This is a genomic window from Comamonas sp. (assembly GCF_009360615.1).
Lineage (GTDB): Bacteria > Pseudomonadota > Gammaproteobacteria > Burkholderiales > Burkholderiaceae_C > Comamonas.
Genome location: NZ_SPEY01000002.1, coordinates 19800 through 41960, shown reverse-complemented (window position 1 = coordinate 41960; position 22161 = coordinate 19800). Strand labels below are relative to the sequence as shown.

Below are 22161 nucleotides of genomic sequence, written 5' to 3'. Positions count from 1 at the left end.
AAGCTGCTACGCTGCGGCCCAGTTTTTCGCTCTTCTCTTCCATGGATTCGCTCACCCCTTTGCGCGCCTTCAGGCGCATTGTCGAACTGGGCAGCATCGCCAGGGCAGCCGATGCACTCGATCTTTCCTCTGCGGCCCTCAGCAAGCAGTTGCGTGCACTGGAGGCACAGCTGGGTGCGGTGCTGATCCAGCGCACCACGCGCCGCATGAGCCTGACCGATACCGGCCGGGCCTACTACGCCGAATGCTGTCGGCTGCTCGATGGCTTTGACATGCTGGAGCAGTCGGTGCGGGCCCAGTCCCAGCTGGTGACGGGGCGGCTGCGCGTGAACGCGCCGCTGTCGTTTGCGCTGAGCACGCTGGCGCCGCTGCTGGCGCGCTTCATGCAGCGCCACCCGCTGTTGCAGATCGACCTGTCCATGGAAGACCGGCTGGTGGACGCCGTGGGCCAGGGATTCGATGTCTCCATACGCCTGAGCGCCGAACTGGCGGATTCATCACTGATTGCGCGTCGTCTGGCCTCGCTGTCGCAAATGTTGTGCGCGTCGCCGGCCTACCTGCAGCAACACGGCCGCCCGGCCAGCGTGGCAGCGCTGCGCGACCATGCGCTGCTGAATTACAGCCTGGCTCAGGCCGATGACGGCCTGCAGGCACCGGGTGACGCACGCGCCAGCGTCAACAACAGCCTGATGTTGCGGCAGCTGCTGGTGGCCGGCCTCGGCATCGGTGCACTGCCGTCCTTTCTGGCCCGGCCCGCCATCGCTCAGGGCCAGCTGGAGGCATTGAGCCTGCAAGACTGGGCAGAGCCGCCACGCCATGTCTATGTGGTCTACCCGACGCAACGCCACCTGCTGCCCAAGGTGCGCGCCTTTGTGGACTTTCTCGCAGAAGAGCTGCCTGCGGCCATGGGCGGCGATTCTTGACGCCGGATTAAGAGTCTCTCAAGCGCAGGCCTCTTACTCCTGCGAGGCCTGCGCCCTACGCTTGCGGTCCATCAGCCATGAAGGACACAAGCATGACGCAATGCCATGATTTTGCCTGCGCTTCGCCCGCGCAGCCCGCAGCCCATCTCGCCTCCGGCCCGCTGCCGCCCCCCATCCTCGATTTCTTCCACGACGTGGTCTGTGGCTGGTGCTATGTGATGTCGCCGCGCCTGCGCCAAGTGGCAGGCGAGCTGGGCTTGCGCGTACGTCAGCGCAGCTTTGTGCTGCAAGCTTCCCGCGCCGAAATGGTGGCCAGGTTTGGCTCCATGGAGCAGGCCAAGCAAACCATTCTCGGGCACTGGGAGGCCTGCGCGCAGCATGACGACACCCAGCGCATCGACATCGAAGGCATGCGCCGCGAAAGCTTCGAGTACCCCAGCGGCCTGGCCGGCGCACTGGCCTGCCAGGCCGCTCAGATGCTAGAGGGCGACGAGGCTCACTGGAATCTGTTCGATGCCATACAGCACGCCCATATGAGCGCCCATCGCAACATAGGCGACGCCGAGGTGCTGCTGGACATCGCCACGCACACCGGCTTCGAGCGCAATGCTTTTGCACGCTGCATGGAAAGTGCCGAGGCCTTGAACATGGTTCACCAGGACCTTGCACTGGCCCGGCACCTGGGCCTGCGCAGCATTCCCAGCGTCATCGCTCCGGGCCTGCCCACGCAGCAGACCCTGCCCCAGGACCTGCTGCGCGAGCGGCTGCGCGCCCTGGTGGGCTAAGCCATTTCCTCTCACCTTCTCACTCGCGCCGCAAGGTGCACCGCTTCCTAGGAAACACTCATGAACTTTGCTTTCCGCGCCCGTGTCCGGCGCTTGCCCTCCCTGTTGCTTGCGATGGCAGCAGCGTTTTCCGGCCTGGCTCATGCCCACGGCGGCCACACGCTCCCGGTCGGTGCCGGCCAGGATGTGGGCACCAGCCCCTGGGGTCCGGGCGACGAGATCGGCCGTCTGAATTTGATCACGCCTGCCTCGCGTGCTGCCATCCTGCAGCGCATCACAGGCGGCCAGGTCTATGACCTCGCCACCGAGTACTACGTGGGCATGCCGAGCTGGCAGGACGCCGGCGATCCGCACTACCAGTTCTGGATGACGCACACGCCACGCGGTACCGTGGTGGACGACCCCATGAATGTGGGCAAAAGCATGAATGCCACGCGCAGCTACACGGGCACGGCTTTCTCCATGTACAGCCATACGGGCACGCACATCGACGCACTCAACCACTTCGGCATACGCGGCAGGATCTGGAACGGCTTCAGTGCCGACGAGCATCTGGGCGACCGTGGCTGGCAGCGTACGGGCATAGAGAAATTCCCGCCACTGGTGGCGCGCGGTGTGCTGATTGACGTGGCTGCGGCCAAGGGCCTGGACATGCTGCCCGACCAGTATCGGATCACGCGCCAGGACCTCAAGGAGGCGCTGGCCCGCCAGAACGTGACGCTGCAAAAGGGCGATATCGTGCTGATTCGCACGGGCCGCATGAAGCTCTACGAGCACCCCCAGGCTTATATGGCCAAGCCGCCAGGGCTGGGTCTGGATGCGGCCCGCTTTCTGGCCGAGGATGCGGGTGCCATGATCATCGGCGCCGACAATCTGAGCCTGGAGACCTTCCCCTCCGAGGTGGACGACGACTATGTGCCGCTGCACAGCTATCTGCTGGCCCAGCAAGGCATACCCATCATGGAGCTGGTGGCCCTGGACGCACTCTCGCGCGACAGGGTCTATGAGTTCGCCTTCATCGGAGGGCCGCTCAAGATCCGCGGCGGCGACGCCGCGCCGCTGCGCCCCATCGCCATTCCGGTACGCTGAGAGCGGCGCTTGCCGGAGCCAGTCCCCGAGCGCCGCTCAGAAAAACAATGTGCGCACCCAGGGGGCGGCCAGCACGTTGACGGCACCGGCAATCATCATCACCAGCGATGCCATCACGGCCTGCACTTCGCCGGCCTGGCGCGCGCGGGCCACGCCGCTGCCATGGGCGGCGCCGCCCCAGCTGGCGCCCGTGGCCAGCTTGCTGCGGATGCGGGGCAGCACACGCAGCACGGTCTCGCCCAGCAGCATGGCGCTGACGCCGGTCAGCAGCACGAACAGGGCTGCCAGATCGGTGGGACCGCCCAGCACTTTCTCGGCCTCGATCGCGAACGGTGTCGTGATGCTGCGCACGGCCAGGCCTTTTTGCAGCGCCTCGGACAGGCCGAACATATCGGCAAACGCAATGGTGGTGGAGAGGGAGACCAGGCTGGCCACGACCACGCCGGTGGCAATCGACATCCAGTGCTTGCGCAGCAGCTTGCGGTTCTCGTACAGCGGCAGTGCAAATGCCACCGTGGTGGGGCCGAGCAGCCAGACCAGCCAGTGGGTCTGGGCAATGTACTGCGGGTAGCTGACATGGGTCAGCAGCGACAGGCCGATCAGCACCACGGGCGTGGCGACGATGGGCATCAGCAGCGGGTGGGGGTGCTTGCGGTACAGGCGTTTGTTGACCCAGTAACAGGCCACGGTGGTCAGCAGCGAGAGCAGACCGATGACTTCATTCGACAGCATGCCTTACTCCTTGCCGGCTTCGCGGCCGGACCGGCGCCTTGCCAGCCACAGCTCGAAGCGGTAGACGCGATCGACCGCCAGCGCGGTCACGGCCATCACGCAGGCCGTGCTGGCCACGATGACGGCCAGGATGCGCAAACCCTGGTGGCGGATCAGGTCGGGGTATTCGGTGACCACCAGCATGGCGGGTACAAAGAACAGCAGCATCTCGGCCAGCAGCCAGTTGGTGCCGCTTTGCAGCCAGCGCGCCTTGACCAGGCCCGAGAACAGCCCCACCGCAAGCAGGCCGAAACCGATCAGGCCAGCCGGCATGCTCCAGCCGAAATGCTGGCGCAGCACATCCATGGCAATCCAGATCGCACTGAGCAGGCACACTTGCAGCGCGGCCTGGAGCAATGGCCAGAGCGTCTGGGCAAAGGAATGGCTGCCGCCCTGGACGCGAGGGGAGGCAGCTTCCGGAATCTGTGACATGGGTGAAATTCTAGGGTTTTTACTTATATTCTTAAAATGACTTATTCTCATTTTTTCCATGCGAAAAAGGAATTGTCATGGACCTGCGTGCCCTGCGCTATTTCATCGAGGTCGTGCGCCAGAACGGCTTTACCCGCGCGGCCGAAGCCCTGCATGTGACCCAGCCCACCATCAGCAAGATGGTCAAGGCGCTGGAAGATGAATTCGGCGGCCGCCTGCTGTTGCGCGAAGGCCGGGGCGTGCAGCTCACCGATGCCGGGCAGGTGGTCTACGACCGTGGGATGGAAATTCTCGAGCAGGCCCAGTTGCTGCGGCGGCAGGTGGCAGAGGTGGACCACATCACGCGCGGCGAGCTGTCCCTGGGCATCATGCCCACCACGGGCCACTACATGGCGCCGGTGATCGCGCTGTTCCAGCAGCGCTATCCGGGGGTGAATCTGCAGGTCAACGAGCAGGGGGCGCGCGCCCAGTACCAGCTGATCCAGGAAGGCAGGCTGGACATGGCGCTGGGCCTGTTCGCGGCCCCCGATCCGGCGCTGGAGCGCTACACGGTGGCGCGGCAGAAGACGCGCGTGGTGCTGCCTGCCCAGCAGGTGGCTGACCCCGGCCAGCCCATGCGCTGGAGCGATCTGCGTGATCTGCCGTTTGTGCTCTATACCTCGGACTTTGCACTGCACGAGCATGTGCTGCAGCAATGCGAGGCGGCGGGCTTCACGCCCCAGGTCAAGCTGCAGACGCGCTACTGGGACTTCATCGGCCATCTGGTCGCGGCCCAGGTGGGCGTGGCCGTGATGTTCGAGCATGTCATCGCGCGCTACGACCCGCAGCGCGTGGCCAGCCGACCCTTGGTGGAGCCCGAGATCCCCTGGGATGTGGCGCTGATGTGGCGGCCCGGCTATCTGTCGCGCGCGGCCCGGGCCTGGCTGGACTGCGTGCGTGAGGTGTATCCGCAGCCGCTGCTGGGGGCGGCTTTTCCGGATTTTCAAAACTGATAGCTGTATTCGTATGTCCAGTAAGCGATACAAGGCTTTTTGATGCTTGATGTCAGTCCTGGCCTTTGTTGCTAAGCTCGCAGCCATGCCTCGCCCGTTCTCTTCCAATCGCTCCAGCAACCTGCGCCACAGCACGGTGGTACGACAGCCCGCGCCCCGGCCCGAGGTCACGCGCCTGCTGTGCTTTCACAAGCCCTATGGAGTGCTCAGCCAGTTCACCCCCGAAGGCAAGTGGCAGGGCCTCAAGGACTGGATCGACGTGCCCGGTGTCTATGTGGCAGGCCGGCTCGATGCCGACAGCGAAGGTCTGCTGCTGCTCACCAATGACGGCCAGCTGCAGGCCCGCATTGCCGACCCGCGCCACAAGATGGAGAAGACCTACTGGGTGCAGGTCGAAGGCCTGCCTGACGAGGCCGCGTTGCAGCGCCTGCGCGACGGCGTGGAATTGAGCGACGGCAAGACCCTGCCCGCCAGGGCCCGCCGGATAGAACCCCAGCCCCGGATGTGGCCGCGCAACCCGCCGATTCGCGTGCGCCAGAACATTCCGGACTGCTGGATCGAACTCGTCATCCGCGAGGGCAGGAACCGCCAGGTGCGCCGCATGACGGCCGCCGTCGGCCACCCCACGCTGCGGCTGGTGCGCATGGCCGTAGGACCTTATTCGGTGGAGGGGCTGGAGCCCGGCCAGTGGCTGGATGTGCTGCCGGCCGTCTAGCGCAAGGTATCGAGCTGCTGCATCGCATCTTCATCTTCCGGCAAGGCCGTTGCCTGCCAGCGCGTCACAGCCGGCCAGGGACGAAAGCGACTCCAGCCTACCTGGACCTCCTGCAGATTGCCCCGCAGCAATGGAAGAGCGGTCTTCAGCTCGGATTGGCGAGTCTGCACGCATTCGCGCAGCGATTGCAGGGCTTGCTGGCCACGCCCGAAAAAGCGCTGTCTGCCCAACCAGTCGGGGGATGGCTGGCATTGGGCATAGGCCAGTGGCAGGCTGCCGGCTTCTCCTTCCACCACGGAAACCAGGGCCTGCAGGTGCATGTCGAGCTGCTCCTGCGGCATCAGACCTGCCAGTTGCAACTCCAGAGCACCCTCATGGAAACGGTAGCGTGCGGGCAGTACGGCGCTCAGGGTATAGCTGCTGCCGCTGCGCGAGCGGGCATGGTGACTGAGAATGCGGCTGCCTTGTTCCAGCATCGGGCGGACCAGTTGCAACAAGGCCTGCTGCTGCTCGGCGTGGTGGTCTTTCAGGGGGATGCGCAGCCGCGTGCTGTCATAGCCTCGCCATTGCTCGCGCCAGACCATCCATCCCGCCGTATGCGGTACGAAGAAAATCAGGACGACCACGGACAGCATGGGCACAATGGCCGCCGCCAGCGACCAGGCCGCCCTGATCTCGGCAGCGGCAGCGGCATCCTCGCCCAGGCTGACGAGATTGCCGCTCAGCTTGATCAGCGTTGCAAGAGCGGCGGCAAAGACCACGCCCCCGATCAGAGAAAGCTGCTCGGGCGAGTAAAGGCGGTCGGGCAGATGAATCAGGGTGGTCAGCGCGGCGGCACATCCCAGCAGCACCACGGCTGCGGACAGCAGATGAAACAGGACGCCAGGATCCTGCTGCTGGATGTCGGAAGCCGGGTTCCGTTCCAGTGCTCGCCGCCATTGTCTGCGCCGCCACCAGCGCAGTGGCAGCCAGAGCAGGGCGCTGACCGCCAGGCCGGCGAGCATGCTGGCGAGCAGCGCCGAGAAAGCCCACATCAGCAGGGCTGTCGCCATCAAGAAAACCAGTCCGACCAGCCCGTTCATGCCTGCGATTGTCCTCTTGAATTGATAGCTTCAAACGATTGATGGTAAAGCGCTTGAGTCTGTTTTGCATAAAAAAGCGCCGCCTGCAGATGCAGGTCGGCGCGATGCTTGAAGGCCGCAGGATCAGCTACAGGTCTTGTTGTTGGCGCCGTGCATGCCGGCGGCCTTGGCATCGGCCTCGCTCATGTACTTGCCGTTCTTGGTCGTGCCGTAGTAACGGGTGCCGGGGCAGTGATAGATCTTGCTGTCCTCGTTCGCCCAGACCTTGCCTGCACCGCCGCCGGGGGCAGCGGTCGCAGCCGGCTTGGCGCCCGCAGCTGCCTTGGCCGTGGCCGCCTGGTCAATGCCCTTGCGGCCCGAGCAAGCCCCCTTGGAGGATGCTGCGCTCATGGTGGAGCCATCCTTGCAGACAAAGGTCTGCATTTCCGCCTTGGCCGTCGCAGGGGCCGCGGCAGGGGCCGGGGCTGCCTTCGTTGCCGGCTCTGCCGCCGGCTTGGCGGGCAGGGGGGCCGTTTTGGCGGCTGGTGCGGCAGGCGCCGCTGCCGGAGCCTGAGCCAGGCTGATCAATGAGCTGCTGACCAGGGCCGAAGCCAGGCAGGCCTTCCATAAGTTGCGCATACGAACTCCCCCAATTGATGGCGTCACAAAATGCGTGACAGGTGCATGCTGCTACGGAAGGCATGAATCCGCAAGAGCCGGCCGTCAGTCCTCAGGTCCCGCTGACATAGGGGTTCAGCTTGCGCTCGCGGCCGAAGCTGCTTTCCGGTCCATGCCCGGGGATGAAGACCGTCTGGTCTCCCATCGGCCACAGGCGCTGCACGATGGAGTCGATCAGCTGCTGATGGTTGCCCTGCGGGAAGTCCGTGCGGCCGATGCTGCCCGCGAACAGTACATCACCGACAAAGGCACGGTCGATCTGCGGCGAGTGGAACACCACATGACCGGGTGTGTGACCCGGGCAGTGACGCACGTTCAGCGTTTCCCGGCCGATGCTCACCGTATCGCCGTCGTGCAGCCAGCGCGTCGGTACGAAGGGCTCGGAATGGGGGAAGCCGAACATGGCACCCTGCTGGGGCAGGCCGTCGATCCAGAATTGATCGCCCTCATGCGGGCCGATGATGGGCAAGGCGTGTTTGGCCGCCAGCTCGCTGGTGCCGCCGGCATGGTCGATATGGGCGTGGGTGATCCAGATGGCCTTGAGATTCAGCCCCAGGCGCTCGACCTCCCACTCGATCTGCTCGATATCCCCGCCGGGGTCGATGACGGCCGCATCCATCGTCTGGTCGCACCAGACGAGAGAGCAGTTCTGTTGAAAGGCGGTGACGGGGACGGTGTGATATTGCAACATGGGTGACTTGTATTTTTCGGTCGTTTGCGTAGTCTCGCGGTCAGCGAACCCCGCAAGCATGACACGGCATGACACGCGCATCAAAAATGCCCGCTCAGATTCTGGCGTCATCCCTCATATGAGCTAGCATGGATGCGAGTGCCCCATTTTGGTGCGGGCTGCTACAACGTATTTGTGCTGCAAGGCAGCGGGCAGTCGCTTCTCGGGAGGCGGCCCGACACAGTTTCAAGATCGTTCAGGCCGTGCCAACACCCATGCAAAGCATGGATCACCCGCCAGCGGATGGGCGGGGCCGGTCGGCCTGGAGAGAACCCGTTTTTAAACTCCAGGAGACTCTTCATGTCTGCCGCTTCCAACCAGCCCACCAGCGCCCAGCGTGGTGACGCCCAGCGTGGTGACGCCCAGCGCATCGGCATCCCGCGGGAAACCTTTGCGCTGGAAAAGCGCGTGGCCACCGTGCCCGATGTGGTCGAAAAACTCGTCAAGATGGGTTTTTCGGTCGCCATCGAATCGGGCGCCGGTGATGCCGCCAACTTCAGCGATGAGGCGTATCGCGCAGCGGGAGCCGAGGTGCTGCCCACGGCGGCGGCGGTCTGGGCCGCTGCCGACATCATCTTCAAGGTACGGCCGCCGACCCCTGCAGAAGTCGCCTCGATGCGCGAGGGCCAGATCCTGATCGACTTCATCTGGCCGGCCCAGAATCCCGATCTGATGCAGCAACTGGCGGCCAGGAAGGTGACGGTGCTGGCGATTGACTCCCTGCCCCGCACGCTGAGCCGTGCGCAGAAAATGGATGCACTGACCTCGATGGCCGGTGTCTCCGGATACCGCGCCGTGATCGAGGCTGCCAATGCCTTCGGCCGCTATTTCAACGGCCAGATCACCGCCGCAGGCAAGGTGCCCCCGGCCAAGGTCTTCATTGCAGGCGCTGGCGTGGCCGGTCTGTCGGCCATCGGCACGGCCGCCAACCTGGGCGCCATCGTGCGCGCCAACGACACGCGTGCCGAGGTGGCCGATCAGGTCACTTCGCTGGGCGGCGAGTTCGTCAAGGTCGATTACGAAGAAGACGGTGCCGGCGGCGGTGGCTATGCCAAGGTGATGAGCGAAGGCTTCCAGGCCGCGCAGCGCCAGATGTATGCCCAGCAGGCCCGTGAGGCCGACATCATCATCACCACCGCGCTGATTCCCGGCAAACCGGCGCCCAAGCTGATCACGGCCGAGATGGTGCAGAGCATGAAACCCGGCAGCGTGATCGTCGACATGGCGGCCGAGCAGGGCGGCAACTGCGAGCTGACCGTGCCGGGCGAGGCGGTGGTGCGCCACGGTGTGACCATCATCGGCTACACCGACCTCGCATCGCGCCTGGCCAAGCAGTCGTCCACACTGTATGCGACCAATTTGCTGCGCCTGACGGAAGAGCTGTGCAAGGCCAAGGATGGCGTGGCCGTGGTGAATATGGAGGACGATGCGATTCGCGGCCTGACCGTGGTCAAGGACGGCGAAATCACCTGGCCTGCTCCGCCCATTGCCCAGGCACCCAAGCCTGCCCCCAAGCCCGCTGCGGCTGTGGTGGAGCAGAAGAAAAGCGGCCATGGGCACGGCGCCTCCGGCCCGCTGCCGGCCAAGACCCTGGCCGTTATTTTTGCGATTGCCGCGCTGGCCTTCTGGTTCATCGGTGCCTATGCGCCGGGGGCCTTCCTGGGGCATTTCACGGTCTTCGTGCTGGCCTGCTTCATCGGCTACATGGTGGTGTGGAATGTGACGCCTGCGCTGCACACGCCGCTGATGAGCGTGACCAACGCCATCTCCAGCATCATCGCCATTGGCGCGCTGGTGCAGATTGCGCCGCCGGGCACGGCAGGCACGGGCCGTCCGGATGAACTGATTCGCTGGCTGGCCTTTGCCGCGCTGGTGTTGACTGCAGTCAATATGTTTGGCGGCTTTGCCGTGACACGCCGCATGCTGGCCATGTTCCGCAAATAAGAAGAAGCAGCACAAGAGAGAAACACCATGTCCCAAAGTCTTGCAACGGTGGCCTATCTGGGGGCTGCCATTCTGTTCATTCTCAGTCTCGGCGGCCTGTCGAACCCCGAAACCTCGCGCCGCGGCAATCTGTTCGGCATGGTCGGCATGGCGCTGGCCGTGCTGGCTACCGTGTTCGGCCCGCGTGTCGATGCCGGCGGCATCGCCTGGATCGTCGGCGCGCTGGTGGTCGGTGGCGGCGTCGGCCTGTATGCGGCCAAGGTCGTGAAGATGACCCAGATGCCCGAGCTGGTCGCTCTCATGCACAGCCTGGTCGGCCTGGCGGCCTGTCTCGTGGGCTTTGCCAGCTATGTCGACACCTCCATCCAGCTCGCTGGCGCAGAAAAAGCCATTCACGAGGTGGAAATCTACGTGGGCATCCTGATCGGCGCCGTCACCTTCTCGGGCTCGCTGATTGCCTTTGGCAAGCTCAACGGCAGGATCGGCGGCAAGCCGCTGCTGCTGCCCGCACGCCACTGGCTCAATCTGCTCGCGCTGCTGGTGGTGGTCTGGTTCGGCCGTGAATTTCTGCATGCCGAAACCGTGGCTGACGGCATGCTGCCGCTGGTCGTGATGACCGTGATTGCGCTGCTGTTCGGCGTGCACATGGTCATGGCCATCGGTGGCGCCGACATGCCCGTGGTGGTGTCCATGCTCAACAGCTACTCGGGCTGGGCGGCGGCGGCCACCGGCTTCATGCTGGGCAATGACCTGCTGATCGTCACGGGCGCGCTGGTGGGCTCTTCGGGTGCCATCCTGAGCTACATCATGTGCCAGGCCATGAACCGCAACTTCATAAGCGTGATTGCGGGCGGCTTCGGCTCCGGCGCGCCGGCCAGGAAGGGCGGTGCCGCTGCGGCTGCCGAGCCCCAGGGCGAAGTGGCGCCCGTCAGCGCGGTTGAGACGGCCGAGCTGCTGCGCGAAGCCAAGAGCGCCATCATCGTGCCCGGCTACGGCATGGCCGTGGCCCAGGCCCAGCACACGGTCAACGAAATCACCCGGACCCTGCGCGAAAAAGGCGTCGCCGTGCGCTTTGCCATCCATCCGGTGGCGGGCCGCATGCCCGGTCACATGAACGTGCTGCTGGCCGAGGCCAAGGTGCCCTACGACATCGTGATGGAGATGGACGAGATCAACGAAGACTTCCCCGAGACCGATGTGGCCATCGTCATCGGCGCGAACGACATCGTGAACCCTGCGGCGCAGGACGACCCCGAGAGCCCCATCGCCGGAATGCCGGTGCTGGAAGTGTGGAAGGCCAAGACCTCCATCGTGATGAAGCGCTCCATGGCCTCCGGCTATGCGGGTGTGGACAATCCGCTGTTCTACAAGGACAACAACCGCATGCTGTTCGGCGATGCCAAGAAGATGCTCGACGAGGTGCTAGGCGCTCTGAAGAGCTGATGAAACGGGGCAACTGCCCCTGAAGCGCTCTGCGTCGCAATCGGGGAGGGGACGACATCTTCGACTGGGCATAGCCCCCGCCGGGAGGCGGCTCTTGCCCGGCAGTGTCCCGTACCGTGGCGTACGCCTGTTCCTGAAATGCCTGCGGTGTTCGGCCGCAGGCATTGTTTCTTTCAGAGATGCTGGACGGCGATCTCGCCCAGCAGCACGGTGGCGATCGCCAGCATCAGCGAGCCCGACAGGCGCGAGACCGCCAGCGCGGCGGCGGGGCGCGAGCGCAGCACGCTTTGCGAGCCCCAGCCCACGCCGAAGTAGACCACGGCACAGCTGGCGGCGTGGACAGCTCCCAGCACCATGATTTGCGCAAACACCGGCCAGCTGTCGCCGGGCTGCACAAACTGCGGCAGCAGGGCCAGCAGCAGCAAAAGCTGCTTGGGGTTGAGGCCGCTGACGCTGGCTCCCTTGACCGTCCAGTGCCAGCGCGTGCCGGTCTCGGCATCTGCGGCGGTGCTGATGGAGGTCGGGCTGCGCCACAGGCCCACGCCCAGCCAGGCCAGGTACAGGGCTCCGGTGGCCGTCAAGGCGGTCAGCAGGGCCGGGTTGCGTGCGACCAGGGCGCCTACGCCCGCAGCTACCGCCAGCGTGGCCAGCAGCGCGCCGCAGGCCAGACCCAGCGTGGCAGGCAGCACCAGTCGCCGGCCGCGCAGACCGGCCGAGATCACATAGGCCCAGTCGGCCCCGGGCGTGAGCACCAGAAGAAAGGAGACGGCCCAGAAGGCAGTCAGGGCGGCGTAGGACACGAAATTCCCTCGAAAAGCGTTGATGCCGAGAGAATAGGGAAGAGGAGCGAGAATGTGCTCTCAATATTCGCCGTCGATCGGCTTGGAATTGGAAGAAATTGCCCCGTGAACTCGCTGGATCGAAAAATTCTTGCTGCGCTCGAGAACAATGGCCGCCTCACGGTGACCGAGCTGGCCGAGCAGGTGGGTCTGAGCCTGTCTCCCTGCCACCGGCGTGTGCGTGCGCTGGAGGAGTCGGGCGTGATTCGCGGCTACCGCGCCGAGCTGGACCCCGCGGCGCTGGGGCTGGATTTTTCGTCGCTGGTCTTTGTCACCCTCAAGGACAGCAAGTCCGTGCCCGCGTTCGAGGACGCCGTGGCCCGGCTCGACAATGTGGTGCAGGCCCAGCGCCTGTTTGGCGACCCGGACTACCTGCTGCAGGTCGTGGTGCGCGATCTGCCGGCCTATCAGCGGCTGTATGACGAGCATCTGACCCGGCTGCCCGGCGTGCTGCGCATGACGTCCACGCTGGTCATGAAGCATGTGGTGAGCAACAGGCCGCTGACTTCGGCGATGGAGTAGCCATGAAAAAAGCGCCGGTGACTTTCGTCACAGGCGCTTTGGGTCAGCCAGATTTGCTATTAATTCAGAAGCTAATTGCGCTTTCTTATCAAGGTTTTCAGGTATTTATATATCTGAAAACCTTTGAAAGAAAGCGCTAGCAGCTACTAAAAAAATAGAATTTCCGGATCAGGAACCCAGCTTGAGCGAACCCTTCATGAGGGCCGAGTGGCCGGGGAAGCTGCAGAAGAAGGCGTAGTCCGTGCCAGCCTTGAGCTTGGCCACGTCGATATCGAACTTGGTGGTCTCGCCGCCGCCGATGAGCTTGGAATGCGCCAGCACGCGTGCATCGCCGGCCTTCACATAGTCGGCGGCTGCGCCGGCGGCCATGCCGTCGGTGATCACGGGCTGCATATCGGCCGAGGTGCTGACCACGATGTTGTGGCCCATGGCGGTCTTGGGCATCTTGCCCACATGCTTGAGAGTCACGCTGAACTTCTTGCAGGACTTGGGCACATCGATGTTTTTGACATTGAACTGCATGGCGTCGTTGCTTTCAACGACGGCTTCGCAGCCGGCCGCCATGGCCGGTGCGCTCTGGGCAGCGACGGCACACAGGGCCAGGGTTGTCAGAATCTTTTTCATTGGCTATTCCTTTTCCTCAAAGCGAAATGGGAACCGCTGCGGCCTTCTCGCCATCCAGGTTCCGCATTTCATTCTTTCGGAATCCTGCCCAGCCGGCTCAGTACAACGCATGCTCGCATGGGTTGTACTGTTGCACCTTGCGCTAACTCAATTCGCCGTGCGTGCTGGCGTTCACTGCCTGCGTTGCATGCGTGCCTCAGATCGCCATGTCGTAGCCGATGGTGATGGGCGCGTGGTCGGAGAACTTCTGGCCCTTGTAGATGGACTCGGTGCGTGCCAGGGCCGCGATCGCCGGTGTAGCGAGGTGGTAGTCCAGCCGCCACCCCACGTTGTTGGCGTAGGCCTGTCCCCGGTTGCTCCACCAGGTGTAGCAGGCATCCGTGGTGTCGGGCTGGAGCTGGCGATACACGTCCACCAGGCCGCCGCTGATCTCGGTCTTGTGCAGCAGCTTGGTCATCCAGTCGCGCTCTTCGGGCAGGAAGCCGCTGTTCTTCTGGTTGCCGCGCCAGTTCTTGAGGTCGGCCTGCTGGTGCGCGATATTGATGTCGCCGCAGAGCACGAAGTCGCGCTCTGCCTTGAGTTGCATCAGGTGACGGTGCATCTTGGCCAGAAAGCGGAACTTGGCCTCCTGACGCAGCTCGCCCGAGCTGCCGCTGGGAAAGTAGGCGCTGATGATGGAGAGTTTGCGGCCGGGGGTGTCGAAACGGGTTTCGACATAGCGGCCTTCGGCATCGAATTCCTCGATGTCGAAGCCCACGACCACATCGCTGGGCTCGTGGCGGGTGTAGACCCCCACGCCCGAATAGCCCTTCTTTTCGGCAAAGTGGAAATAGCCTTTCATGCCGGCCAACACCTCGAAGCGCCCGGCCATATCCGAAGCCTGGGCCTTGATTTCCTGGACACAAATACAATCCGGCGCAGTGGCTTCGATCCAGGCTTCGGCGCCTTTGGTCGTGGCAGAGCGGATACCGTTGAGGTTGAGGCTGGTTAATTTGAACAAGGATGAATCCATGGTGGTGAGTGAGAAGCCAATGGGCGGTGCAGACCGTCTGGCGCAGGATTTCGTGCAGTTTGCCGTTGATGCGGGCGTGCTGCGTTTTGGTGAATTCAAGACCAAGGCCGGGCGCATCAGCCCGTACTTCTTCAATGCCGGCCTGTTCGACGATGGGGCCAAGATGGCCCGTCTGTCTGAATTCTATGCAAAAGCCATTCTGGCCAGCGGCATGGAGTTCGATATGGTCTTCGGCCCTGCCTACAAGGGCATCCCCCTGGCCGCCACGGTGGCGGTGGAACTGGCACGCCAGGGCAAGAATGTTCCTTTTGCCTATAACCGCAAGGAAGCCAAGGACCATGGCGAAGGCGGCACCCTGGTGGGCGCCCCGCTCAAGGGCCGGGTGCTGATCATTGACGACGTGATGTCGGCCGGCACGGCAGCGCGCGAGTCGATTGCTATCATCAAGGCCGCCGGTGCCCTGCCTCATGCCGTGGCCATCGCTCTGGATCGCCAGGAAATGGCGACAGAGAATGGTCAGGACGTGGCGCACAGTGCCGTGCAATATGTGCGCAACCAGCTGGGCATGCAGGTGTGCGCGATTGCCAAGCTGGCCGATTTGTTGCTTTATCTCGAGCAGCAAGGCGGGGAGGACGGCTCCGAGCACCACGAGCGCGTGCTGGCCTACCGCCAGCGTTATGGCGTCGAAGACAAGGAATAAACACGCAAATGAAGCAGGCCCGGCATGCAAGACTGAGTTTGTATGTGATTGCTGCCCTCTGGGCTGGGGCCATGCCGGCTCATGCCCAGGTCACCGGTGGCGGTATCTATGCCTGCACGGATGCCAGCGGGAGGCGCATCACGGCCGACAGGCCGATTGCCTCCTGCGCCGATCGTGAGCAGCGTGTGCTCGGCAACACGGGGGTCGAACTGCGCCGCGTGGGCCCTACGCTGACCGAGCAGGAGCGCAGTGCGCTGGAGGCCAGGCGCCGCCAGGATCAGGCCGAGCAGCAGCGCTTGCGCGAGGAGCGCTCGCGTGAGCGCGCGATGCTGGCGCGTTTCCCGAACCAGGGCGTGCATGATGCCGCAAGAGCCGAGGCCATCGCCCAGGTCAACGATGTGATCGGCGTGGCGCAGCAAAGGGATGCGGATCTCAAGGAGCGTCGCCGCAAGCTCAATACCGAGCTGGAGTTCTATCAGAACGATCCGAAGAAGGCCCCCGCCCATCTGCGCCGCCAGCTGGACGACAACACGGAGTCCCAGGCCGAGCAGCAGCGTTTCATCAGGCAGCAGGAAGAGGAAAAGCAGCGCATCAACCAGCGCTTCGATACCGAGCTGCAGCAGCTGCGCAGGTTGTGGGCAGACCTCCCTGCGCCCGCACCGCGCGCGCACTGAGGCTCGCGTCCTCAGTCCTCGTGCGCTCCCTTGTGCATGGCCATGACGCGGCCCAGCAGCAGGGCCGCAATCCAGGCCACTGCGGCGATGATCAACGGCATCTGCACCAGCAGCGATGCCTGGGCCATGATCAGCAGTGCATCGGCCTGCCACAGCGCCCCATAAGCTTTGAACAGTCCATAGACCAGCCACAGCAGCAGGCCTGCGTTGCCGATGGCGGCCATGTGGCGCACGGGACGGCCGTCACGGCTGTCGGCCGGAACGTGCAGGGCCGTGCGCCAAAGCCAGCCCATCGCAGCCAGTACCGGCAGCACGCAGGCCGCGACGGACAGCGGCAACCAGAGGAAAAGAGGAATCAGCGACATGGCGCCGCACTTTAGCCCAGGGCGTCATGCGGCGGAAAAGAAAAAACCCACCGAAGTGGGCGTGCCTGGATCGGAGCGTCAGCGGCTCAGTTCGCTCGCCAGACCACATGATGGCCGGGAACCGGCTGGATGCCGAGCAGGATGGCGTGGTGGGCGAGCAGTTCCTCGAAGGTCTTGGTGACTTCGCTGCTGGCAGCGCTGCCCTCATACTCCGTGGCCACCTGTGTCGCGGTAAAGGAATTGGCGCCAAAGCTTTGAACGATGTTGCGCAGCTTGTCGAGGTTGGGGGTGAACACGGCGTCCATGGCAGCAACTCCTTTTCGGGCAATCAAACCACTACTGCCCATAGTTTATCCAGCATGCCGGGTCAGGCAAGAGGGCTTTGCCCCAGGGCTATGGATTCATGGAGAGCAAGGTGCGGATCACGTCGGAACGCGTGATGACGCCGACCAGGGTCTTGCCACGCAGCACGGCAATGAACTGCACGCTGTGCGATGCCAGCTCGTGCAGCAGATCCCCCATGGGCGTGTCTTCCTGCACGCTCATCTCGGGCGCGCGCATCAGCTCCTCGGCCACGGACTGCACCTTGGGCGGGCGGCTGCGCAGGCGTTGCCAGAAATTCTGTTGCTGGCGCGAGCGATGGTCCTGCCAGAGCCAGTCGAACAGGTCGGCACGCAGCACGCGGCCGATCAGCTCACCCTGCGCATCGACCACCGGCAGACTTTTGACCAGATGACGGTGGAACAGGTCCGCGACCTCTTCCAGCGGAGTCTGGGGGCCCACGGTCACCAGCCGGGACGACATGACGGTGCCGCAGTTCACGCTGGACAGGCGGCGTCTGATGGCTTCTTCCTCGGCGGCGGCCAGCAGCTCGCCCAGGTCTTCAGGGGTCAGGTTGTAGCTTTGATCAAAGCGCTGCAGCAGTAGCTCCAGATCCTGCTCGCTCAGCGCCAGTCGCGTGGTGGGGCGCTGGGTTTTGGCGGCCTGGGGCGGCTGGTGCAGATAGGGTCTGCCACAGGCGCGGTGATAGAGCACGCCCACGGCTGCAAGAACGCCCGAGAGCACGGCCATGGGAATCAGCAGATGCCAGCCCAGCGGCGCCATCTGGGCCGCAGCCAGCACCGTCAGCAAGGCCACGGCGCCGCCCGGCGGGTGCAGCGCGCGCAGCAGCAGCATCAGGGCGATGGCACCCGCCACGGCCAGCGCGGCCAGCGAGGTCTGGGACAGCATGGGAAATGCCCACAGCAGCAGCAAGGTGTAGAGCGCTGGCACGGTGTTGCCGACCACACAGTTCCAGGGCTGGGCCAACGGGCTGCTGGGCACGGCGAACACGAGGACGGCGGTGGCGCCCAGCGGTGCGAACAGAAACAGCGTGCGCGGAAAGAAATGCTCCACCAGGCCCACCAGGATACCGGCCAGGGCCAGTCCCAGGCCGGCACCGATGCTGGCGCGAACCAGCTCCTTCCATGAAGGGCGCGAGGCCACGGGCCCCAGGCGTTGCCACATTGTTTGCAGGACGGACATAGTCTCAGGCGACGGGCGCAAATTTGATAGCTGCTCCCGCAATGTTGTATTGATTAATGCGGCAATTCTGTCAAAAAAAGCTCCACAGGGTGAGCGGTGGAGCTTTGGCGGGATAGGCTCCGCTTCAGGTGGTTGCAGCGGCTTGAACGGCTCCGGCGCTCAGCACTTCTGCCAGCGGTTTGCGACCCGAGGGCAGCTCGCGCTCGCGCAGGTCGTCGGGCAGGGTGGCCGCATCGGCGCGGCGGCCGACGGCAATCACGCATTCGGGCACCAGGTGCTCCGGCAGATTCAGCACCTTGCGGGCTTCTTCCGCCGAGAAGCCGCCCATGGCGTGCGTTGCCAGGCCCATGGCATGGGCCTGCAGTGCCAGATAGCCCCAGGCGCAGCCCGCATCGAAGCTGTGCTTGGCGGCCGAGGCCTGCTTGTCTGACAGCAGCACGATCAGTGCGCCGCCATTCAGGCACCAGCGGCGGTTGGCTTCGTTGGGAATCTGCGAGAACGCCTGCCAGTTTGCATCACCGCGCAGGGCGTAGGCAAAGTGCCAGGGTTGCCTGTTGCTGGCCGAAGGCGCCCAGCGGGCGGCTTCCACCAGTTGCTCGATCTGGGTGGTGCTCAGCGCTTCGGGGACAAAGGCACGCGGCGACATGCGCTCGATGAATTGCGTGTGAACGGGGACGGTGGTGCTACGGGTGGTGCTCATGGTGATCTCTCAAAAGAAACGGGCCCGTCTGCGCAGCAGAGGCGGGCCCGAAACGATAGCGCAAGCTCCGGCTCCTGTGCCGCAGCCGGGAGATCAGGACTTTTGATCCGGTTGCGTGCCGATGCCGCGCAGATGGCGTTCCATGCGGAACATCACCAGCGCCATCATCACCATCACCAGGCAGGAGATCAGCAGCGTGGCAAAGGCGGTGTCCATGCCCAGAAACTCCCACTTTTCCTCATCGGGGTTGTCGCCACGCAGCTTGGCCGCCGTGCGGTCGAAGGACAGCGTGTAGTTGGTCAGCAAGGTGTTGACGATCTGCGGGGCGGATTGCTGTTGCAGCTTCTTGGCCAGACTTTCGTTGCCCAGCACCTTCTCCAGCGCCGCAGGCAGTCCCTTGAGGTAGGCCGCATAAGATCCCTCGCCATGCTCCGTTTCGGCCGCCTGGGCACGGTCGTTGATTTCGGAAGCCAGGTTCACCGGATCCATCCGCATGGCATCTTCGCCCGAAGCCTCGGCGGCAGCCGCCATCGCGGCATCGGCTGCCGCGTCTGCCGCGGCACGCGCCATCCGGTCCTCGCGGGTCAGCGAGATGCGGCGAGCTGTCCAGGCGGCGTCCACCTCGGCAGCGGCCGCGTCGGCGGCCTCCTTGTCACAGCAGGAGTTCTCACGTGCCTCGCGCATCTTGATCTGGCGGTTGACATCGTCGGCCGAGGGCAGGGCATCGCCCTTGAGCAGGGGGTGGACAGGATCCAGGCCCTGGCTGTTGTTTTCCGCTTCCACGCGCTTGCGCGCTGCCGCATCCCTGTAGATGAAGCCGCGCAGCAGGCCGTCGGCCTTGCGGAAGTCGGGGCGCAGTGCAGGGTCGGCCAGGCGCTTTTCCATGGGTACGGCATTGCCGAGGCCGCTCAGGTCGCGCCCGGTCTCTTCTTCCATGTACTTGAGGTCGTAGGGCGCATCCTTCCAGTTCAGCGCCGCGGCGCCAGCCGTGGCGCTATCGGGCTTCTTGGGCTTGTAGTGGTCCCAGATCCAGTGGCCCATGCCAAACAGTACGAAGATGGAGAAAGCCAGCAGGACAAGACGCAGAACTTGAATCAGCAAATCTTCTGCGCGGCGCAGGAGGGTCAGCATAGGCAGCAAATCCTTGGAAAAAGCTTGATTGGTATGCGCTTGCAACTATGAAATTTGAAGCGCGTGAATGATCGCGATTGTAGAAAGCGAATCGGAAAGTCTTAATTTGTTACAGATGCTGTGACCCGATGTCATGCCGTTTTCCGGCGGCTGGCGGTCCGGGGTGCGATGCACCCAGATGCCGTAACGGAATTACGAAACCGCTGTAATGGAGTTTTGATGGATCGAGGCTGGATCATGGGCAAGACGTCGCTGGATAAATCGAAGATCAGGTTTTTGCTGCTCGAGGGCATTCACCCCTCAGCGCTCAAGGTGCTGCATGACGCGGGCTATACCAATGTGGAGGCGCTGACCGGTGCGCTGGACGGTGAGGAGCTCAAGCGCAAGATCGCCGACGTTCATTTTGTGGGCATCCGATCGCGCACACAGCTGACCGAGGAGGTTTTGGCCGCCGCGCAGAAGCTGGTGGCCGTGGGCTGCTTTTGCATCGGCACCAACCAGGTGGACCTCAACGCAGCGCGCGAGCGTGGTGTGGTGGTCTTCAACGCACCTTACTCGAACACCCGCTCCGTGGCCGAACTGGTGCTGGGCGAGGCCATTCTGCTGCTGCGCGGCATCCCTGAAAAGAATGCCGTATCCCACCGTGGCGGCTGGAAGAAGAGCGCGGAGAACTCCTTCGAGATCCGTGGCAAGACGCTGGGCATCGTCGGCTATGGCTCCATCGGCACGCAACTGTCGGTGCTGGCCGAAGGCCTGGGCATGAAGGTCATCTTCCACGATGTGGTGACCAAGCTGCCGCTGGGCAACGCCCAGCAAAGCAGCGGTCTCAACGAGCTGCTGGCCCAGTCCGACATCGTCACCCTGCATGTGCCCGAGCTGGCCTCCACGAACGGCATGATGGGCGCGACCCAGATTGCCGCCATGAAGCCCGGCAGCATTCTCATCAATGCCTCGCGCGGCACGGTGGTCGATATCGAGGCCCTGGCCGAGTCGCTCAGGAGCGGCAAGCTGCTGGGCGCCGCCATCGACGTCTTCCCCAAGGAGCCCAAGAGCAACAAGGACGAATTCCTGTCGCCGCTGCGCGGCATGGACAATGTCATTCTCACGCCGCACATCGGCGGCTCCACCATGGAAGCGCAGGCCAATATCGGTCTGGAAGTGGCGGAGAAGCTGGTCAAGTACAGCGACAACGGCACCACCACCTCGGCCGTCAACTTCCCCGAAGTGGCACTGCCCGAGCATCCGGGCAACAACCGCATCCTGCATGTGCACGAGAACCGCCCCGGCATTCTCTCGGCCATCAACCAGGTGTTTGCCGACAACGGCATCAATATCGCGGGCCAGTACCTGCGCACCGATGAGAAAGTGGGCTACGTGGTGATCGATATCGACGCCAGGTCCTCGGCGCTGGCGCTGGAAAAGCTCGCGCAGATTGCGGGCACCATCCGCTGCCGCGTGCTGTTCTGAGGCCCGGGCCGCTGAACGCAAAAAGGAGACCTCGGTCTCCTTTTTGCATGGATTGCCCATTGCACCACCAGCCGCCGACCCGGCTCTGGGAGGGCTGAAAGAGGTCTCTCAGGCCGCTTTTTGATGTCCGTCCACAAACTGCTCTATGGCCGTCCAGAAGCCGTTGGCGCGGAAGATGGTCGAATGGTTCGCCTGGGCAAATGCCTGCACCTGTACCGCCTTGTCCTGGAGGCTGTGGAGGAGGGCATCGGTGCGCTCGGGTCGCACCACCTGATCGCGGCCCGCGCGCAGCACCAGTATCGGGCCGCGGTAATGGCGCAGATGTGCGGCAGAGTCGAAGGGGTCGCGCAGCAGAAGCTCCACCGGCAGCCAGCCATACATGCCGCGCACCGTGTTCAGAATGCTGTCGAAGGGCGTGACCAGCACCAGCTGGTCCGGCTCGCGCAGATCGGCCACGGCGGCCGCCACGCCTGTGCCCAGGCTGCGGCCGATCACGGTAATGGGCAGCTGGGGATGCCGGCGCCTGACCTCGTCGAACAGGGCTGCGGCATCGAGTTCCATCAGCTCCTGGGTCGGCTCGCCCTCGCTGGCGCCATAGCCTCGGTAGGCCAGCATGTAGATATCACTGTGCGGCAGGCTGCGCGCCAGTTGCTGGCGCCGGTGGGCAATGTTCTCGGCATTGCCGCCGAAGTAGATCACCGCATTGCGCGCCTTGCGGCCGTCCGCCGGGTGCATCTGCCAGCCCCGCAGCAGCGCATCGGAGCGCTGCAGCGAAAAATTGGTGCTCTCGGCTGCCACCTGCGTGCTGGCCCCCGGAAAAATCATCTGGCGCTGCTGCGCAAACATGTAGCTGCAGATACAGATGTAGGCCGCCAGGCACAGGGCCAGCAGCCAGAGCAGGGGCTTGATCAGCTTGGAGAACATGGAGCGCAAAGATATGGGGCCTGCGCCGGATTGTGCGCAGATTTGTGTGGGTTTGGTGTGCGCTTTACCTCGGCTTTATGTAAGCGCCGGTTTGAGGAATTGATTGCGGGTGGCGC

The 22161-nt window shown here is 64.1% G+C and carries 26 protein-coding genes; 12 read left to right on the top strand and 14 right to left on the bottom strand.

The window, feature by feature from the left end:
• The first annotated feature begins 41 nt into the window (after window positions 1-41).
• The 3 genes from E2583_RS00560 to E2583_RS00550 all read left to right on the top strand — a co-directional run bounded on the left by E2583_RS00560 (window position 42) and on the right by E2583_RS00550 (window position 2797).
• Window positions 42-923 carry a LysR family transcriptional regulator gene (locus E2583_RS00560; protein WP_291592178.1) on the top strand — a complete coding sequence of 294 codons (882 nt, stop codon included), beginning with the start codon at window positions 42-44 and terminating at the stop codon, window positions 921-923.
• Window positions 924-1015: 92 nt separating this feature from the next.
• On the top strand, window positions 1016-1708 hold the full coding sequence (locus tag E2583_RS00555) for a DsbA family protein (protein WP_291592172.1): 693 nt from the start codon (window positions 1016-1018) through the stop codon (window positions 1706-1708).
• 60 nt (window positions 1709-1768) lie between these two features.
• The gene (locus E2583_RS00550) at window positions 1769-2797 is read left to right on the top strand and encodes a cyclase family protein (RefSeq protein WP_291592170.1); all 1029 of its coding nucleotides are present in this window, start codon (window positions 1769-1771) and stop codon (window positions 2795-2797) included.
• A gap of 36 nt (window positions 2798-2833) precedes the next feature.
• Here the strand turns inward: E2583_RS00550 and E2583_RS00545 are convergent, their stop codons facing one another.
• Together E2583_RS00545 and E2583_RS00540 are read right to left on the bottom strand one after the other, a co-directional pair.
• On the bottom strand, window positions 2834-3529 hold the full coding sequence (locus E2583_RS00545) for an LrgB family protein (RefSeq protein ID WP_291592168.1): 696 nt from the start codon (window positions 3527-3529) through the stop codon (window positions 2834-2836).
• Window positions 3530-3532: 3 nt separating this feature from the next.
• Complete coding sequence (locus E2583_RS00540) at window positions 3533-4000, bottom strand: CidA/LrgA family protein (protein WP_291592166.1); 468 nt, start codon at window positions 3998-4000, stop codon at window positions 3533-3535.
• Between the two features lie 77 nt (window positions 4001-4077).
• Between E2583_RS00540 and E2583_RS00535 the strand changes: the two genes are divergently transcribed.
• A complete protein-coding gene (locus E2583_RS00535; RefSeq protein WP_291592164.1) occupies window positions 4078-4992 on the top strand; it encodes a LysR substrate-binding domain-containing protein in 915 nt (304 codons plus the stop codon).
• Window positions 4993-5041: 49 nt separating this feature from the next.
• Window positions 5042-5707: a pseudouridine synthase gene (locus E2583_RS00530; RefSeq protein WP_291592163.1), complete on the top strand. Its 666-nt coding sequence runs from the start codon at window positions 5042-5044 to the stop codon at window positions 5705-5707.
• Here E2583_RS00530 and E2583_RS00525 read toward each other — a convergent pair.
• The 3 genes from E2583_RS00525 to E2583_RS00515 form a co-directional block, all read right to left on the bottom strand.
• The gene (locus E2583_RS00525; RefSeq protein ID WP_291592161.1) at window positions 5704-6789 is read right to left on the bottom strand and encodes a hypothetical protein; all 1086 of its coding nucleotides are present in this window, start codon (window positions 6787-6789) and stop codon (window positions 5704-5706) included. The two genes, E2583_RS00530 and E2583_RS00525, sit on opposite strands and share 4 nt — an antisense overlap.
• Window positions 6790-6912: 123 nt before the next feature.
• Window positions 6913-7407: a hypothetical protein gene (locus E2583_RS00520; protein WP_291592160.1), complete on the bottom strand. Its 495-nt coding sequence runs from the start codon at window positions 7405-7407 to the stop codon at window positions 6913-6915.
• Between the two features lie 91 nt (window positions 7408-7498).
• Window positions 7499-8137 carry an MBL fold metallo-hydrolase gene (locus E2583_RS00515; RefSeq protein WP_291592158.1) on the bottom strand — a complete coding sequence of 213 codons (639 nt, stop codon included), beginning with the start codon at window positions 8135-8137 and terminating at the stop codon, window positions 7499-7501.
• A 339-nt stretch (window positions 8138-8476) separates the two neighbouring features.
• Here E2583_RS00515 and E2583_RS00510 point away from each other — a divergent pair, with 339 nt between their 5' ends.
• Both E2583_RS00510 and pntB read left to right on the top strand, forming a co-directional pair.
• Complete coding sequence (locus tag E2583_RS00510; RefSeq protein ID WP_291592156.1) at window positions 8477-10120, top strand: Re/Si-specific NAD(P)(+) transhydrogenase subunit alpha; 1644 nt, start codon at window positions 8477-8479, stop codon at window positions 10118-10120.
• Window positions 10121-10147: 27 nt separating this feature from the next.
• Complete coding sequence (gene pntB, locus E2583_RS00505; protein ID WP_291592154.1) at window positions 10148-11563, top strand: Re/Si-specific NAD(P)(+) transhydrogenase subunit beta; 1416 nt, start codon at window positions 10148-10150, stop codon at window positions 11561-11563.
• A 173-nt stretch (window positions 11564-11736) separates the two neighbouring features.
• Here pntB and E2583_RS00500 read toward each other — a convergent pair whose 3' ends face one another.
• Entirely contained in the window at window positions 11737-12363 is a 627-nt protein-coding gene (locus tag E2583_RS00500) for a LysE family translocator (RefSeq protein ID WP_291592152.1), read from the bottom strand.
• Window positions 12364-12468: 105 nt separating this feature from the next.
• On the opposite strand from E2583_RS00500, the gene E2583_RS00495 reads away from it, so the two are divergent.
• Both E2583_RS00495 and E2583_RS00490 read left to right on the top strand, forming a co-directional pair.
• Window positions 12469-12924, top strand: a complete 456-nt coding sequence (locus tag E2583_RS00495) for an Lrp/AsnC family transcriptional regulator (protein WP_182285356.1) — start codon at window positions 12469-12471, stop codon at window positions 12922-12924.
• Window positions 12925-12926: 2 nt separating this feature from the next.
• Window positions 12927-13064, top strand: coding sequence for a hypothetical protein (locus tag E2583_RS00490; protein WP_291592148.1), 138 nt, complete (start codon window positions 12927-12929; stop codon window positions 13062-13064).
• Between the two features lie 28 nt (window positions 13065-13092).
• Here the strand turns inward: E2583_RS00490 and azu are convergent, their stop codons facing one another.
• Together azu and E2583_RS00480 are read right to left on the bottom strand one after the other, a co-directional pair.
• Complete coding sequence (gene azu, locus E2583_RS00485) at window positions 13093-13548, bottom strand: azurin (protein ID WP_291592146.1); 456 nt, start codon at window positions 13546-13548, stop codon at window positions 13093-13095.
• A 196-nt stretch (window positions 13549-13744) separates the two neighbouring features.
• Window positions 13745-14548, bottom strand: a complete 804-nt coding sequence (locus tag E2583_RS00480) for an exodeoxyribonuclease III (RefSeq protein ID WP_291592144.1) — start codon at window positions 14546-14548, stop codon at window positions 13745-13747.
• A 10-nt stretch (window positions 14549-14558) separates the two neighbouring features.
• Here E2583_RS00480 and pyrE point away from each other — a divergent pair, with 10 nt between their 5' ends.
• Together pyrE and E2583_RS00470 are read left to right on the top strand one after the other, a co-directional pair.
• The gene (pyrE, locus tag E2583_RS00475) at window positions 14559-15260 is read left to right on the top strand and encodes an orotate phosphoribosyltransferase (RefSeq protein WP_291592176.1); all 702 of its coding nucleotides are present in this window, start codon (window positions 14559-14561) and stop codon (window positions 15258-15260) included.
• A gap of 8 nt (window positions 15261-15268) precedes the next feature.
• Window positions 15269-15934, top strand: coding sequence for a DUF4124 domain-containing protein (locus E2583_RS00470; protein WP_291592142.1), 666 nt, complete (start codon window positions 15269-15271; stop codon window positions 15932-15934).
• 11 nt (window positions 15935-15945) lie between these two features.
• On the opposite strand, the gene E2583_RS00465 is transcribed toward E2583_RS00470, so the two are convergent.
• The 5 genes from E2583_RS00465 to E2583_RS00445 all read right to left on the bottom strand — a co-directional run bounded on the left by E2583_RS00465 (window position 15946) and on the right by E2583_RS00445 (window position 19654).
• A complete protein-coding gene (locus tag E2583_RS00465) occupies window positions 15946-16299 on the bottom strand; it encodes a hypothetical protein (protein ID WP_291592140.1) in 354 nt (117 codons plus the stop codon).
• 86 nt (window positions 16300-16385) lie between these two features.
• Entirely contained in the window at window positions 16386-16604 is a 219-nt protein-coding gene (locus E2583_RS00460; protein WP_291592139.1) for a hypothetical protein, read from the bottom strand.
• An 88-nt stretch (window positions 16605-16692) separates the two neighbouring features.
• Window positions 16693-17805, bottom strand: coding sequence for an HPP family protein (locus E2583_RS00455; protein WP_291592137.1), 1113 nt, complete (start codon window positions 17803-17805; stop codon window positions 16693-16695).
• A gap of 142 nt (window positions 17806-17947) precedes the next feature.
• On the bottom strand, window positions 17948-18523 hold the full coding sequence (locus E2583_RS00450) for a nitroreductase family protein (RefSeq protein ID WP_291592135.1): 576 nt from the start codon (window positions 18521-18523) through the stop codon (window positions 17948-17950).
• A gap of 93 nt (window positions 18524-18616) precedes the next feature.
• Entirely contained in the window at window positions 18617-19654 is a 1038-nt protein-coding gene (locus tag E2583_RS00445; RefSeq protein WP_291592134.1) for a hypothetical protein, read from the bottom strand.
• A gap of 237 nt (window positions 19655-19891) precedes the next feature.
• Here E2583_RS00445 and serA point away from each other — a divergent pair, with 237 nt between their 5' ends.
• Window positions 19892-21121, top strand: coding sequence for a phosphoglycerate dehydrogenase (gene serA / locus E2583_RS00440; protein WP_291592174.1), 1230 nt, complete (start codon window positions 19892-19894; stop codon window positions 21119-21121).
• Window positions 21122-21229: 108 nt separating this feature from the next.
• Here serA and E2583_RS00435 read toward each other — a convergent pair whose 3' ends face one another.
• Window positions 21230-22045 (bottom strand): alpha/beta fold hydrolase, encoded by an 816-nt coding sequence (locus E2583_RS00435; protein WP_291592133.1) that lies wholly within the window; start codon window positions 22043-22045, stop codon window positions 21230-21232.
• Between the last annotated feature and the right edge of the window lie 116 nt (window positions 22046-22161).

Bases quoted from the DNA above. Each gene is read 5' to 3' on its own strand.
- E2583_RS00435 (WP_291592133.1), bottom strand. From the start codon at position 22,045: ATGTTCTCCAAGCTGATCAAGCCCCTGCTCTGGCTGCTGGCCCTGTGC.
- E2583_RS00545 (WP_291592168.1), bottom strand. From the start codon at position 3,529: ATGCTGTCGAATGAAGTCATCGGTCTGCTCTCGCTGCTGACCACCGTG.
- E2583_RS00470 (WP_291592142.1), top strand. From the start codon at position 15,269: ATGAAGCAGGCCCGGCATGCAAGACTGAGTTTGTATGTGATTGCTGCC.
- E2583_RS00465 (WP_291592140.1), bottom strand. From the start codon at position 16,299: ATGTCGCTGATTCCTCTTTTCCTCTGGTTGCCGCTGTCCGTCGCGGCC.
- E2583_RS00530 (WP_291592163.1), top strand. From the start codon at position 5,042: ATGTCAGTCCTGGCCTTTGTTGCTAAGCTCGCAGCCATGCCTCGCCCG.
- E2583_RS00525 (WP_291592161.1), bottom strand. From the start codon at position 6,789: ATGAACGGGCTGGTCGGACTGGTTTTCTTGATGGCGACAGCCCTGCTG.
- azu (WP_291592146.1), bottom strand. From the start codon at position 13,548: ATGAAAAAGATTCTGACAACCCTGGCCCTGTGTGCCGTCGCTGCCCAG.
- E2583_RS00550 (WP_291592170.1), top strand. From the start codon at position 1,769: ATGAACTTTGCTTTCCGCGCCCGTGTCCGGCGCTTGCCCTCCCTGTTG.
- E2583_RS00555 (WP_291592172.1), top strand. From the start codon at position 1,016: ATGACGCAATGCCATGATTTTGCCTGCGCTTCGCCCGCGCAGCCCGCA.
- E2583_RS00540 (WP_291592166.1), bottom strand. From the start codon at position 4,000: ATGTCACAGATTCCGGAAGCTGCCTCCCCTCGCGTCCAGGGCGGCAGC.
- serA (WP_291592174.1), top strand. From the start codon at position 19,892: ATGGGCAAGACGTCGCTGGATAAATCGAAGATCAGGTTTTTGCTGCTC.
- E2583_RS00445 (WP_291592134.1), bottom strand. From the start codon at position 19,654: ATGCTGACCCTCCTGCGCCGCGCAGAAGATTTGCTGATTCAAGTTCTG.
- E2583_RS00515 (WP_291592158.1), bottom strand. From the start codon at position 8,137: ATGTTGCAATATCACACCGTCCCCGTCACCGCCTTTCAACAGAACTGC.
- pntB (WP_291592154.1), top strand. From the start codon at position 10,148: ATGTCCCAAAGTCTTGCAACGGTGGCCTATCTGGGGGCTGCCATTCTG.
- E2583_RS00460 (WP_291592139.1), bottom strand. From the start codon at position 16,604: ATGGACGCCGTGTTCACCCCCAACCTCGACAAGCTGCGCAACATCGTT.
- E2583_RS00520 (WP_291592160.1), bottom strand. From the start codon at position 7,407: ATGCGCAACTTATGGAAGGCCTGCCTGGCTTCGGCCCTGGTCAGCAGC.
- E2583_RS00510 (WP_291592156.1), top strand. From the start codon at position 8,477: ATGTCTGCCGCTTCCAACCAGCCCACCAGCGCCCAGCGTGGTGACGCC.
- E2583_RS00490 (WP_291592148.1), top strand. From the start codon at position 12,927: ATGAAAAAAGCGCCGGTGACTTTCGTCACAGGCGCTTTGGGTCAGCCA.
- pyrE (WP_291592176.1), top strand. From the start codon at position 14,559: ATGGTGGTGAGTGAGAAGCCAATGGGCGGTGCAGACCGTCTGGCGCAG.
- E2583_RS00535 (WP_291592164.1), top strand. From the start codon at position 4,078: ATGGACCTGCGTGCCCTGCGCTATTTCATCGAGGTCGTGCGCCAGAAC.
- E2583_RS00560 (WP_291592178.1), top strand. From the start codon at position 42: ATGGATTCGCTCACCCCTTTGCGCGCCTTCAGGCGCATTGTCGAACTG.
- E2583_RS00450 (WP_291592135.1), bottom strand. From the start codon at position 18,523: ATGAGCACCACCCGTAGCACCACCGTCCCCGTTCACACGCAATTCATC.
- E2583_RS00455 (WP_291592137.1), bottom strand. From the start codon at position 17,805: ATGTGGCAACGCCTGGGGCCCGTGGCCTCGCGCCCTTCATGGAAGGAG.